Origin of the sequence: Streptomyces fulvoviolaceus (genome assembly GCF_000718165.1) — a bacterium.
GTDB classification, from domain to species: domain Bacteria; phylum Actinomycetota; class Actinomycetes; order Streptomycetales; family Streptomycetaceae; genus Streptomyces; species Streptomyces fulvoviolaceus.
The window spans coordinates 35,131-47,475 of the sequence record NZ_JOEY01000005.1 but is presented as its reverse complement, the minus strand read 5'-3'; the positions used below and the strand labels follow the sequence as shown (position 1 = coordinate 47,475).

Annotated in this window: 11 protein-coding genes; 8 read left to right on the top strand and 3 right to left on the bottom strand. The window is 70.1% G+C overall.

All coding sequences use genetic code 11. From position 1 onward, the window contains the following. The first annotated feature begins 12 nt into the window (after window positions 1–12). The 6 genes from IG08_RS0106480 (at window position 13) to IG08_RS0106450 (ending at window position 7,131) form a co-directional block, all read left to right on the top strand. Window positions 13–1,062 (top strand): BMP family lipoprotein, encoded by a 1,050-nt coding sequence (locus IG08_RS0106480; protein WP_030597343.1) that lies wholly within the window; start codon window positions 13–15, stop codon window positions 1,060–1,062. 224 nt (window positions 1,063–1,286) lie between these two features. Continuing rightward, on the top strand, window positions 1,287–2,951 hold the full coding sequence (locus tag IG08_RS0106470; protein ID WP_078655471.1) for an ABC transporter ATP-binding protein: 1,665 nt from the start codon (window positions 1,287–1,289) through the stop codon (window positions 2,949–2,951). After that, the gene (locus tag IG08_RS0106465; RefSeq protein ID WP_030597339.1) at window positions 2,948–4,069 is read left to right on the top strand and encodes an ABC transporter permease; all 1,122 of its coding nucleotides are present in this window, start codon (window positions 2,948–2,950) and stop codon (window positions 4,067–4,069) included. The genes IG08_RS0106470 and IG08_RS0106465 overlap by 4 nt, the downstream gene beginning before the upstream one ends. Beyond that, window positions 4,069–5,331: an ABC transporter permease gene (locus tag IG08_RS0106460; RefSeq protein ID WP_030597336.1), complete on the top strand. Its 1,263-nt coding sequence runs from the start codon at window positions 4,069–4,071 to the stop codon at window positions 5,329–5,331. The genes IG08_RS0106465 and IG08_RS0106460 overlap by 1 nt, the downstream gene beginning before the upstream one ends. Next, complete coding sequence (locus tag IG08_RS0106455; protein WP_078655470.1) at window positions 5,328–5,765, top strand: cytidine deaminase; 438 nt, start codon at window positions 5,328–5,330, stop codon at window positions 5,763–5,765. Before IG08_RS0106460 ends, IG08_RS0106455 begins: the two co-directional genes overlap by 4 nt. 82 nt (window positions 5,766–5,847) lie before the next feature. Beyond that, the gene (locus tag IG08_RS0106450) at window positions 5,848–7,131 is read left to right on the top strand and encodes a thymidine phosphorylase (RefSeq protein WP_030597331.1); all 1,284 of its coding nucleotides are present in this window, start codon (window positions 5,848–5,850) and stop codon (window positions 7,129–7,131) included. A gap of 219 nt (window positions 7,132–7,350) precedes the next feature. Here IG08_RS0106450 and IG08_RS0106445 read toward each other — a convergent pair whose 3' ends face one another. Further along, the gene (locus tag IG08_RS0106445; protein WP_030597326.1) at window positions 7,351–8,271 is read right to left on the bottom strand and encodes an AEC family transporter; all 921 of its coding nucleotides are present in this window, start codon (window positions 8,269–8,271) and stop codon (window positions 7,351–7,353) included. 117 nt (window positions 8,272–8,388) lie between these two features. Between IG08_RS0106445 and IG08_RS56800 the strand changes: the two genes are divergently transcribed. Further along, entirely contained in the window at window positions 8,389–8,775 is a 387-nt protein-coding gene (locus tag IG08_RS56800) for an STAS domain-containing protein (protein WP_158812188.1), read from the top strand. On the opposite strand, the gene IG08_RS0106440 is transcribed toward IG08_RS56800, so the two are convergent. Together IG08_RS0106440 and IG08_RS0106435 are read right to left on the bottom strand one after the other, a co-directional pair. Then, window positions 8,659–9,678 carry a sigma-70 family RNA polymerase sigma factor gene (locus tag IG08_RS0106440; RefSeq protein ID WP_030597324.1) on the bottom strand — a complete coding sequence of 340 codons (1,020 nt, stop codon included), beginning with the start codon at window positions 9,676–9,678 and terminating at the stop codon, window positions 8,659–8,661. The genes IG08_RS56800 and IG08_RS0106440 overlap by 117 nt on opposite strands. A 267-nt stretch (window positions 9,679–9,945) precedes the next feature. Further along, on the bottom strand, window positions 9,946–11,223 hold the full coding sequence (locus IG08_RS0106435; protein WP_030597321.1) for an MFS transporter: 1,278 nt from the start codon (window positions 11,221–11,223) through the stop codon (window positions 9,946–9,948). Between the two features lie 63 nt (window positions 11,224–11,286). Between IG08_RS0106435 and IG08_RS0106430 the strand changes: the two genes are divergently transcribed. After that, window positions 11,287–12,240, top strand: a complete 954-nt coding sequence (locus IG08_RS0106430) for a LysR family transcriptional regulator (RefSeq protein WP_030597319.1) — start codon at window positions 11,287–11,289, stop codon at window positions 12,238–12,240. Window positions 12,241–12,345: the final 105 nt, after the last annotated feature.

The following is a 12,345-nucleotide window of genomic DNA, read 5'->3' as shown; positions in this document are numbered from 1 at the left end:
GAGTCTCGTTCCATGCGCCGGGTGTCCCGTTTCACGGTTGCAGGCGTTGCTGCCGCAGCCCTTGCACTGACCGTGTCCGCCTGCGGCAGCTCGTCCAGCGAGTCCAGCAGCAGTGACAGCGACAAGAACCTTGGCCTCGCCCTGGCGTACGACGTCGGTGGCAAGGGTGACCAGTCCTTCAACGACGCCGCGACCGCCGGCCTGGACAAGGCCGACAAGGAGTTCGGCTACAAGTCCACCGCCGTCGAGCCGCAGGACGGCGAGTCCGACGCGGACAAGACCCAGCGTCTGGAGACCCTCGCCAAGCAGGGCTACAACCCGGTGATCGGCGTCGGCTTCGCGTACGCGCCGGCCGTCAAGGAGGTCGCCTCCAAGTACCCGGACACCACCTTCGGCATCGTCGACGACAACTCCTTCACGGAGAAGAACGTCGCCAACCTCGTCTTCCACGAGGAGCAGGCCTCCTACCTCGCCGGCGTCGCCGCCGCCAAGGCCACCAAGACCAACACCGTCGGCTTCGTCGGCGGCGTGGACGTCCCGCTCATCCACAAGTTCGAGGCCGGCTTCAAGCAGGGCGTCGAGGACACCAAGAAGGGCGTCAAGGTCCAGTCGCAGTACCTGACCGAGACCGCCGCCGAGGGTGGCTTCTCCAGCCCGGACAAGGGCGAGAGCGCGGCCGAGGGTCAGATCGACGACGGCGCCGACGTGGTCTACGCGGCCGCCGGTCTCTCCGGCCAGGGCGTCATCAAGGCCGCCGCCGCGCACAAGATCTGGGCGATCGGCGTCGACTCGGACCAGTACAAGCAGACCGCGCTGGCCGCGTACAAGGACTCGATCCTCACCTCGGCCATGAAGAACGTCGAGGGCGCTGTCTACGAGCTGGCCAAGTCCGTCAAGGACGGCAAGCCGGAGACCGGTGAGATCCGCGGCAGCCTGGACAACGGCGGCGTGAGCCTGTCGAACTCCAACCCGACCTTCGCGGACAACACCGCGATCCAGGACGCGATCAAGAAGGCCGAGGAAGGCATCAAGGACGGCTCCATCACGGTGAAGACCTCCTGACCTTCCGGTCACGAAGCCGGTACGGGGCTTGGCCAAAAAGGCCCTGTAATGGCAGCGTTACGGCCACGGAACGGGGTGTGAGGAGGATGGCTTCTCACGCCCCGTTCGAGCGGCACAATGCTCGGAACAGATCGGCTCTCGAAAAGAACCGATCAGGTCCGGGCACTATTTAAAGCAGGGGCGCTACGCGCGTAGAGTGGCCCCTTTCCCAAGGAGAGTGCGCCATCGACGCGACCAGCAGCCCTCCGCTCACCGATCAGTCGACGATCGCGGTCGAGCTGGCGGGGATCACCAAGCGGTTCCCGGGTGTCGTCGCCAACCACGACATCCACCTGTCTGTCCGAAAGGGCACCGTGCACGCCCTCGTCGGTGAGAACGGCGCCGGCAAGTCGACCCTGATGAAGATCCTCTACGGCATGCAGAAGCCGGACGAGGGCACCATCGCGGTCGACGGCGACAAGGTGACCTTCTCCAGCCCCGCCGACGCCATCGTCCGCGGCATCGGCATGGTCCACCAGCACTTCATGCTCGCCGACAACCTCACGGTCCTGGAGAACGTGGTGCTGGGCAGCGAGAAGCTGTACGGCATCGGCGGCGGCGCCCGCAGGAAGATCAAGGAGATCTCCGACCGCTACGGCCTCGGCGTCCGCCCCGACGCCCTGGTCGAGGACCTCGGCGTCGCCGACCGCCAGCGCGTGGAGATCCTCAAGGTCCTCTACCGCGGCGCCCGCATCCTGATCCTCGACGAGCCGACCGCCGTCCTCGTCCCGCAGGAGGTCGACGCGCTCTTCGCCAACCTGCGCGAGCTCAAGTCCGAGGGCCTCTCGGTCATCTTCATCTCGCACAAGCTCGGCGAGGTCCTGTCGGTGGCCGACGAGATCACCGTGATTCGCCGCGGCACGACGGTCGGCACCGCCGTCCCCGCCGAGACCACGCCGCGCCAGCTCGCCGAGATGATGGTCGGCAGCGAGCTGCCCACCCCGGAGACCGCCGAGTCGACGGTCACCGACAAGCCCGTCATCGGCGTCGCGGGCCTCACCGTCTACTCCTCGGGCGCGGTGTCGCTCGGTGAGTCGTCCGCCGGTCTGCTCATGGACGAGGTGAACCGCGCCGAGGTCAAGAAGGTCCTCGACGACGTCACCTTCACCATCCACGCCGGCGAGGTCATGGGCATCGCCGGCGTCGAGGGCAACGGCCAGACCGAACTCATCGACGCCCTGATCGGCACCAAGAACGCCGACTCCGGCACGATCGCCTTCCTCGGCGAGGACATCACCCCCTGGCCCACCCGCAGGCGCCGCGAGTCCGGCGTCGGCTACATCCCCGAGGACCGCCACCGCCAGGGCCTGCTCCTGGAGGCCCCCCTCTGGGAGAACCGCATCCTCGGCCACGTCACCGAGACGCCCAACGCCAAGGGCTTCTGGCTGAACCCGAAGGGCGCCCAGGAGGACACGCGCCGGATCGTCGAGCAGTACGACGTCCGCACCCCCGGCATCGACGTCACCGCGGCCTCCCTCTCCGGCGGCAACCAGCAGAAGCTGATCGTCGGCCGCGAGATGAGCCACAACCCGAAGTTCCTGATCGCCGCCCACCCCACCCGCGGTGTGGACGTCGGCGCGCAGGCGCAGATCTGGGACCGGATCCGCGAGGCCCGCCGCGAGGGTCTGGCCGTCCTGCTGATCTCCGCGGACCTGGACGAGCTGATCGGCCTGTCGGACACCCTGCGGGTGATCTACGACGGCAGGCTGGTCGCCGACGCGGACCCCGCCACCATCACTCCCGAGGAACTGGGCTCGGCCATGACCGGTGCCGCGTCCGGTCACCTGGAGCACGTAGAAGACGGCGATGTAGAAGGCGCAGAAGCCGCCCCGGAGGACGAGGCCCGATGAAGAAGTTCGACAAGGAGCGCGTGCTCCTCGCCGTGGCCGGACCGGTCATGGCGCTCGTCGCGGCGATCCTGCTGACCTCGGTCGTGCTGATCGCCTCCGGCAAGAACCCGATCGAGCCGTACAGCCTGATGATCGAGCAGGCCGGGTTCTCCGACGTGCAGGTACTGATCATCAACCAGGCGTCGATGTACTACATCGCCGCGCTCGCGGTCGCCCTCGGCTTCCGTATGAACCTCTTCAACATCGGCGTCGACGGCCAGTACCGCCTGGGCGCCTTCATGACCGCCGTGGTCGGCGCGCACGTGGCGCTGCCGTCCTTCCTCCAGATCCCGCTGCTGCTGCTCGTCGGTGCCCTCACCGGCGCCATGTGGGCCGGCGTCGCGGGCGTCCTGAAGGTCACCCGGGGTGTCAGCGAGGTCGTCTCGACGATCATGCTGAACGCGATCGCCACCAGCGTCATCGGCTACCTCAGCCTCCGCGACAACTTCGGTGTGCTGGTCGGCGACAACGTCACGACCGGCGTGATGAAGGAGTCCGGCTGGGTCCCCGGCATCGACCTGGGCGCCGACGTCGGCGAGATCTACGGCCTGGTCTTCCTCGCCGTCGCCGTCGGCATCGCCTACTGGGTCGTCCTCAACCGCACCCGCTTCGGCTTCGACCTGCGCGCCACCGGCGAGTCCGAGACCGCCGCCGCGGCCTCCGGCGTCAACGCCAAGCGCATGGTCCTCACCGCGATGCTCATCTCCGGCGGGGTCGCCGGCATCTCCGGCCTCCCGCTGCTCCTGGGCGACGCCCACACCTACAGCCTCAGCTTCCCGGCCGGACTCGGCTTCACCGCCATCGGCATCGCCCTGCTCGGCCGCAACAACCCCGGCGGCATCGCACTCGCCGCCCTGCTGTGGGCCTTCCTCGACAAGGCGTCCCCCGCTCTCGACTACGCGATCCCGACGCCGTACGAGAAGGAGATCGCGACGATCATGCAGGGCCTGATCGTGTTCGCGGTCGTCATCTCCTACGAGGTCGTCCGCTCCTGGGGTCTGCGCCGCCAGCAGAAGCGCGTCGGTGAGGAACTGGCCGCGGCCGCCGCCCAGAACACCAAGAAGGAGGTGGCGGTCTGATGAGCACCGCGACCATCGCCAAGGCGCTCGCGAAGCAGCCCGGCAAGGGCAGCCGCCGGATCTCGCTCCCCGTCCTCCTGCTGATCATCTCGGGCGTGCTGATCCTGACGTCCGTCGTCCGTCTGATCACCGGTGCGGACGGCATCACCTCGACCGGCCAGATGTCGACCGCACTGCGCTCCGCCGTGCCGATCGGCCTCGCGGGCCTCGGCGGTCTGTGGGCCGAGCGCGCAGGCGTCGTCAACATCGGCCTCGAGGGCATGATGATCCTCGGCACCTGGTTCGGCGCCTGGGCCGGCTATCAGTGGGGCCCCTGGACCGGCGTCCTCGTCGGCATCGTCGGCGGCGCGCTCGGCGCCGTCCTGCACGCCATCGCCACCGTGACCTTCAACGTCAACCACATCGTCTCCGGTGTGGCCCTGAACATCCTGGCGCTGGGCACCACCCGCTACCTGTCGAAGTTCACCTTCGAGGAGGCCCCGCAGGGCTCCTCCAAGCAGTCCCCGCCGATCGAGTCGCTCGGCACCTTCGACGTTCCGGGCCTGTCCAGCTGGCTGGAGACCCTCAACGACAAGCACTGGTTCCTGATCTCCGACATCGCCGGCCTGGTCGGCGGTCTGATCACCGACCTGTCGCCGCTCACCGTCATCGCGGTGGCCCTCGTACCCGCCACCTGGTACGTGCTGTGGCGCACGTCCTTCGGCCTGCGCCTGCGGTCCTGCGGTGAGAACCCGATCGCGGCCGAGTCCCTCGGCGTCAACGTCATCAAGTACAAGTACCTCGCCGTGATCATCTCCGGCGGCTTCGCCGGCCTCGGCGGCGCCTTCCTGTCGATCGTGGCGTCCAACGTGTACCTCGACGGCCAGACGGCAGGCCGCGGCTACATCGGCCTCGCCGCGATGATCTTCGGCAACTGGATGCCGGGCGGACTCGCCCTCGGCGCGGGCCTGTTCGGCTACACCGACAGCCTCAAGCTGCGCGGTGGCGTGACCAACGTCCACGCGCTGATCCTGCTGCTCGCGATCCTGCTGCTCGTCGGCGTGCTCTACCTGGCGTGGAAGAAGAAGTACGTCCCCGCCGCCGTCACCGCCGCCATCTCGGCCCTGATGTTCGTGTGGTACGCCACCACGAACGAGGTCCCGAACCAGGTCGTCACCGCCACGCCGTACGTCATCACCCTGCTGGTGCTCTCGCTCTCCGCGCAGCGACTGCGGATGCCGAAGGCGGACGGTATGCCGTATCGGAAGGGACAAGGGAAGTGACCTCGCCCGAGTCCGGTTCCGGGGTCTCTGAGGTCTCCGCGGTCTCCGCGGTCGACTGGGAGAAGCTGCGGTCGGTGGCCCGGGACGCCATGTCCCGGGCGTACGCCCCGTACTCCGGCTACCCGGTCGGCGTGGCGGCCCTGGTCGACGACGGCCGTACGGTCTCCGGCTGCAACGTCGAGAACGCCTCGTACGGAATCGGCCTGTGCGCCGAGTGCGGACTGGTCTCGGAGCTGCAGAACACCGGCGGCGGCCGGCTGACGCACTTCACCTGCGTCGACGGCAGGGGCGAGATCCTCGTCCCGTGCGGCCGCTGCCGGCAGCTGCTGTACGAGTTCGGCGGCCCGGGTCTGCTCCTGGAGACCCCGGCGGGGATCCTGCCGCTGTCGGAGATGCTGCCGCAGGCCTTCGGGCCGGGGCATCTCACCAAGTAACTCCCGTGCGGCCCCTCTGAGTTGCTCGTACCAGAGACTCAGGGGGGCCGTGCGATTTCTTTGAACGTCCGGAAGGAAAGCCATGGGCATGGACGCCATCTCCGTCATCCGCACCAAGCGGGACCGCGGTGAGCTCAGCGACGAGCAGATCGACTGGGTCATCGACGCGTACACGCGTGGGGAGGTCGCCGACTACCAGATGGCCGCCCTGAACATGGCCATCCTGCTCAACGGCATGAACCGCAGTGAGATCGCCCGCTGGACGGCCGCGATGATCGCCTCCGGCGAGCGCATGGAGTTCTCCTCGCTGTCCCGCCCGACCGCGGACAAGCACTCCACGGGTGGCGTCGGTGACAAGATCACCCTCCCGCTGGCCCCGCTGGTCGCGGCCTGCGGTGCCGCTGTTCCCCAGCTGTCCGGCCGGGGCCTCGGCCACACCGGCGGCACGCTGGACAAGCTGGAGTCGATCCCGGGCTGGCGCGCGCTGCTCTCCAACGAGGAGATGCTGCACGTCCTCGACACCACGGGCGCGGTGATCTGCGCGGCGGGCGACGGCCTGGCCCCCGCGGACAAGAAGCTGTACGCGCTCCGGGACGTGACCGGCACGGTCGAGGCGATCCCCCTGATCGCCTCGTCGATCATGTCGAAGAAGATCGCGGAGGGCACCGGCTCCCTGGTCCTGGACGTGAAGGTCGGCACGGGCGCCTTCATGAAGACCATCGAGGACGCACGGGAGTTGGCGTCCACGATGGTGGGCCTCGGCACCGACCACGGCGTGAAGACGGTCGCGCTCCTGACGGACATGTCGACCCCGCTGGGCCTGACGGCGGGCAACGCCCTGGAGGTCCGTGAGTCGGTCGAGGTACTGGCCGGCGGCGGCCCTTCCGATGTGGTGGAGCTGACCATCGCCCTGGCCCGCGAGATGCTCGACGCGGCCGGCGTGAAGGACGCCGACCCGGCCAAGGCCCTGGCCGACGGCTCGGCGATGGACGTCTGGCGCCGGATGATCGCGGCCCAGGGCGGCGACCCGGACGCCGAGCTGCCGGTGGCCCGTGAGCAGCACGTGGTGAAGGCGGGCGCCTCGGGCGTCCTGACCCGCCTCGACGCCTACGACATCGGCATCGCCGCCTGGCGCCTGGGCGCCGGCCGCGCCCGCAAGGAGGACCCGGTGCAGGCGGGCGCCGGCGTCGAGATGCACGCCAAGCCGGGCGACACGGTGACCGAGGGCCAGCCCCTGCTGACCCTCCACACGGACACCCCGGACCGCTTCGAGTACGCGCTGCAGGCGGTGGAGGGGTCCTACGACATCGCAGCGGCGGGCACCGACTTCACCGCGTCGCCGGTGGTGCTGGAGCGGATCGCCTGAGGCGGGTGAGTGAGGGCCGGACCTTTCGGGGTCCGGCCCTTTCTGCTTGGCGAGGGCGAGGGCGAGGGCGAGGGCGGGGGCGAGGGCGGGGGTTGGGCCTGAGCCTGAGCGGTCTTGGCGAAGTCGGGCGGGGTACGACAGTGCCCTAGGGGGCGCGGGGAACTGCGCGACCAGCCCCCACCAGCCCGCAGGTTCAACCCGTGCCCCCCCGCTCAGCGCCTAGCCGAGCAGCGCCGCGACCACCACCAGCACCGGTACCGCCAACACCGTCGACACCAGGATCGAGTCCCGGGCCAGCCGCTCGCCCACCCCATAACTCGACGCGTACGTGTACAGGTTCTGCGCGGCCGGCAGCGCCGACGTCACCACCACGTCGAGGAGCGGGGCCCCGTGCAGGCCGAAGACCCCCGCCGCCAGGGCCCAGGCGACCGCGGGCTGGCCCACCGACTTCAACGCGACGGAGAGCAGGACCAGTTGGCGGTCCGCGCCCCGGCCCGGCATCGTGCTGCCGCACAGGGAGATGCCGAAGGCGAGCAGGACCGCGGGGACGGACATGTTGCCGATCAGGGTCACGGGGTCCATGACGGCGGACGGCACGTGGACACCGGACCCCGAGACCGCGACGCCGGCCAGTGAGCCCAGCGCGATCGGGTTGCGCAGCGGCGTGAGCAGCCGCTGCCACAGCGGGAGCTTCCCGTCCCGGCCCGACAGGTCGAGGATCGTCAGCGCGATCGGAGTGAGCAGGAGGAGCTGGAACAGCAGCACCGGTGCCACCAGCGAGGCGTCGCCCAGCACGTACACGGCGATCGGGATGCCGAGGTTGCCGGAGTTGACGTAACTGGAGCACAGCGCGCCGATCGTCGTACGGCCCACGCCCCAGCCGCGTACGGCACCCACAGCGACGAAGACGCCCGCCGCCGCTGCAGTGCTCAGCGCGGTCACGAGCAGGCGGCTGGAGAAGATCACCGACAGGTCGGCCCGGGCGAGCGTCGTGAACAGCAGGGCCGGGGACGCGACGTGGAAGGCGAGCTTGGTCAGCACCTCGCGGCCGTGCTCGCCGAGGTGACCGCGGAGGCCGATGACATAGCCGACGCCGATGACGACGGCGATGACCGCGAACCCGGTCAGCACTCCTTGCACGGAGCCTCCTCAAAGGTGAGGAGTGCGTGCGGTATCCAGGGCGGTGCTGATCCGTGGGGCATACAGCCAACCCTCGGGGGAAGGCGGCGCCCAGGTCAATGTGATCCTGCCTGGCCGATGAGTTACGCCCGTCCGTCCGGTCTACCGCTCGTGGACGCCATGACACCTGCCGTACTCGTGCTGGTCGGCCCCGTCACCCGGGAAGAGGTGCAGGGGCTGTGTGACGACGTGCGGGCGCGGCTGGAGGCCACCGGGGCCGGGGTCCTGGTGTGCGACGTCGCCGGTCTCGGGCCGCCCGGCATCGGCGCCGTGGACCTGCTGGCCCGGTTGCAGCTCGCGGCCCGGCGGGCCGGGGGCCGGATCAGACTGCGCGACCCCGACCCGGCGCTACCCGCCCTCCTCGATCTGGTCGGTCTCCGCTTCGAGATGGAGGGGCAGGCCGAAGAGCGGGAACCACCGCTTCGTGTCGAGGAAGAAGTGGAACCCGGTGAGCCGGCCGTCTGAGATCTCCAGGATCTGAACCGCCCACGGAGTGAAGCCGCCCTCCTCGGGGTCCGGCTTGTACTGGGCGAACCCCGGCAGTCCGTTGACCTGGACCGGCACCAGGCGCGAACCCTCGCAGGGGGCGCCCAGCGTCGTCATGAAGCCCGTGATGTCCTCGTGCCCGGTCAGCCACAGGTCGAACGGCGGCATCGACATGACGGCGTCCTCGTGCAGCAGGGCCGTCAGCGCGGTCATGTCGTACCCCTCGAAGGCCGCGACATAGCGGTCCAGGAGCTTCTGCTGCTCCTCGTCCAGCGGGTCGGACACGGCCGCTCCCGCCGCCTTGTCCTTCTCGCGCTCGGCGAGCGTCGCCCGGGCCCGCTGCAGCGCGCTGTTGACCGACGCGACCGAGGTGTCGAGCAGTTCGGCGACCTCGCTGGCCCGCCAGGCCAGCACCTCGCGCAGGATCAGCACCGCCCGCTGCTTGGGCGGCAGTTGCTGCAGGGCGGCCATGAAGGCGAGCCGCACGGACTCCTTGGCGACGGCCGCCTCCGCCGGGTCCTCGACGGTCGGCAGGATGCGGGCGTCCGGCATCGGCTCCAGCCAGGTGTGGTCCGGGCGAGGGGAGAGGGCGGCCTGGGCGAGCGGGGTGGACTCGGAGAGGTCCACGGGCCGGGCGCGCTTGTTGCCCGCCGTGAGCATGTCCAGGCAGACGTTCGTCGCGATGCGGTACAGCCAGGAACGGAGGCTCGACCGTCCCTCGAACTTCTCGTAGCTTCGCCAGGCGCGGACCATCGTGTCCTGCACCGCGTCCTCGGCCTCGAACGAGGAGCCGAGCATGCGGTAGCAGTACCCCGTCAGCTCGGTCCGGTGTTTCTCCAGCCTGACGTCGAGGTCTGTCGTCGTAGCCGTACCGTCGGTCATCGTCCACCCACCCCTGTGGCCGTTCCTGTCCGCACGCGTCTTTGCGCCCAGCACGTTCGAAGCTAGCGCAGGGCACTCCCCGCCGCCCCTACCCGTCCCGTCCCTGGGGGCTGCGCCCCCAGACCCCCGCTTCGGCCCTGAAGGGGCCTCGTCCTCAAACGCCGGACGGGCTGAAAGAACTCAGCCTCTCCGGCGTTTGAGGAGCGGGGTCTGGGGCGGAGCCCCAGAAGGATGGGACGGGTAGGGGCGGCGGGGGCGAAGAAGACGTCAGTGGACCGGCACAGGGTTCCGCCGCGCCGCGACCCGTGCCGCACGCGTCCCGAAGACGGTGATCGTCACGACGCCCAGCACCGCCAGCAGGCCGACGCTCACCGTCCCGCCCCAACCACCCGCGTGGAACGCGACCGCCCCCACCGTGCTGCCCGCGCTCGACCCGACGTAGTACGCGGACTGGTACAGCGCCGAGGCCTGCGCCCGCCCCGTCGTCGCCGTCTTGCTGACCGCCGAGGACGCCACCGCGTGCCCCGCGAAGAACCCGCCGGTGATGAGGACCAGGCCCAGCAGGACCAAGGGGAGCGAGTCCGCCAGGGACAACACCAGGCCCGTCGCCGTCGTACCGCCCGCCGCGTACAGCGCGCCCCGGCGGCCGAGGCGGCCCACCAGGCGCCCGGCGGTGGACGCCGACACCGTGCCCACGAGGTAGACCAGGAAGATCGAGCCGATGATGCCCTGGGGGAGCCCGAAGGGGGCCTCGGTCAGCCGGTAGCCGATGACCGTGTAGACGCCGCCGAAGACCGTCATGAACAGGGCGCCGATGGCGTACAGCCGGCACAGCAGCGGGTTCGCGAGGTGCTCGCGGACCGTGTGGAGCAGCACCCGCGGCCGCAGCGAGCCCGTCCTGAAGTGACGCGGAGCCGGCAGCAGCAGCCGGAAGGCCACCGCGCACGCCACCGCGAGCACGCCGATCACCGCGACGGCGACCCGCCAGCCCCACTCCTGCGCGACCCACCCGGTGATGACCCGGCCGCTCATCCCGCCGACGCTGTTGCCCGCGACGAACAGACCGATCGCCGTGACCAGGGCCTTCGGGCGGACCTCCTCCGCCAGATACGCCGTCGCGGAGGCGGGAAGACCCGCCAGCGCCGCACCCTGCACCGCCCGCAGCGCGACCAGGGCCGGCAGCGACGGAGCGAAGGGGACCAGCAGGCCGACCGTCACCGCGACCGCCAGCGAGGCCGTCATCACCGTACGGCGGCCGAAGCGCTCCGACAGGGCGCTCATCGGCAGCACGAAGAGCGCCAGTCCACCGGTCGCCGCCGCCACCGTCCAGCTCGCCTCGCTCGCCGCCACCCCGAACTCGCCGGAGATCAGCGGGAGAAGGGCCTGCGTGGAGTACAGGAGCGCGAAGGTCGCGACACCGGCGAGGAAGAGGGCGAAGCTCATCCGGCGGTAGCCGGGCCCGCCCGGGGCCATACGGGAGTCGGAGGCAGGAACAGACGATGCGGCGCCCACGATCGTGGACGCCCCGGTACTGGCGGGAGACATGCCACGAAACTACGTACGCCCCTGGTCATCCGTCCAATGCATGGATTCGCCATAATCGTTCCCATGGTGCATCAACACAGCTCACAGCCTCGCCTGTCACCATCCAGTGACACAGAAGACATGGTGATGTTGCTGGCCCCGCGGCTCGCCTACTTCGCCGGTGTCGCCCGCACCGAGCACGTCACCCGTGCCGCGCAGGAGATGGACGTCCCGCAGTCCACCCTGTCCCGCGCCATGGTCCGCCTCGAACAGGATCTCGGCGTCGACCTGTTCGCCCGCATCGGCCGCACCGTCTCCCTCACTCCCGCCGGACGCACCTTCCTCGGCTCCGTGGAACGCGCCCTCGCCGAGATCGAGCGTGCCGCCGACGAGGTCCGCGCCGACGCCGACCCCGCCACCGGCAAGGTCGCCTTCGGCTTCCTGCACACCATGGGCGCGGAGACGGTCCCGGGCCTCATCCAGGCCTTCCGCGTCGACCACCCCCGCGTCCGCTTCAGCCTCGTCCAGAACTACGGCGAGGCGATGCTGGAGAAGCTCCGCGCAGGCGAGCTCGACCTCTGCCTCACCTCCCCGGTCCCGGACGCCCCCGACCTCGTGGCCCGCCGCCTCGACGAACAGAAACTCCGCCTGGTCGTCCCCACCGACCACCCCCTCGCCACCCGCCGCCGCATCCGCCTGGCCGAGGCCGCCGACGAAGCCTTCGTCACCCTCGAACCCGGCTACGGCCTCCGCCGCATCACCGACGACCTCTGCAAGGAGGCCGGCTTCAAACCCCGCATCGCCTTCGAGGGAGAGGAGGCGGAGACGTTGCGGGGCCTGGTGGCGGCAGGGCTGGGGGTCGCGCTCCTTCCCCCACCCGCCTTCCCCCGCCCGGGAGTTGTGGAGCTGACGGTCACGGCCCCAAAGGCGGCACGCGAGATCGGCGTGGCCTGGCTGGACGGCCACCCGGACACACCCCCGGTGGCCGCCTTCAAGAAGTTCCTGCTCTCGAGAAGGGGGAACCTGCTGCCTACCTAGGGGCGCGTCCCCAGGGGCGCGAGGCTGTATCGATGTGCGGCTCCGCCGCGTGGGCGCGACAAGCCCCCACCCACCCGCAGCCCGAACCCAACCCAAAGCCCCCGG

Excerpts from the sequence above, each read along its gene's own strand:
- IG08_RS0106440 (WP_030597324.1), bottom strand. The coding sequence starts at position 9,678 with ATGACCGACGGTACGGCTACGACGACAGACCTCGACGTCAGGCTGGAG.
- IG08_RS0106480 (WP_030597343.1), top strand. The coding sequence starts at position 13 with ATGCGCCGGGTGTCCCGTTTCACGGTTGCAGGCGTTGCTGCCGCAGCC.
- IG08_RS0106430 (WP_030597319.1), top strand. The coding sequence starts at position 11,287 with ATGGTGCATCAACACAGCTCACAGCCTCGCCTGTCACCATCCAGTGAC.
- IG08_RS0106460 (WP_030597336.1), top strand. The coding sequence starts at position 4,069 with ATGAGCACCGCGACCATCGCCAAGGCGCTCGCGAAGCAGCCCGGCAAG.
- IG08_RS0106435 (WP_030597321.1), bottom strand. The coding sequence starts at position 11,223 with ATGTCTCCCGCCAGTACCGGGGCGTCCACGATCGTGGGCGCCGCATCG.
- IG08_RS56800 (WP_158812188.1), top strand. The coding sequence starts at position 8,389 with ATGAGTTACGCCCGTCCGTCCGGTCTACCGCTCGTGGACGCCATGACA.
- IG08_RS0106465 (WP_030597339.1), top strand. The coding sequence starts at position 2,948 with ATGAAGAAGTTCGACAAGGAGCGCGTGCTCCTCGCCGTGGCCGGACCG.
- IG08_RS0106450 (WP_030597331.1), top strand. The coding sequence starts at position 5,848 with ATGGGCATGGACGCCATCTCCGTCATCCGCACCAAGCGGGACCGCGGT.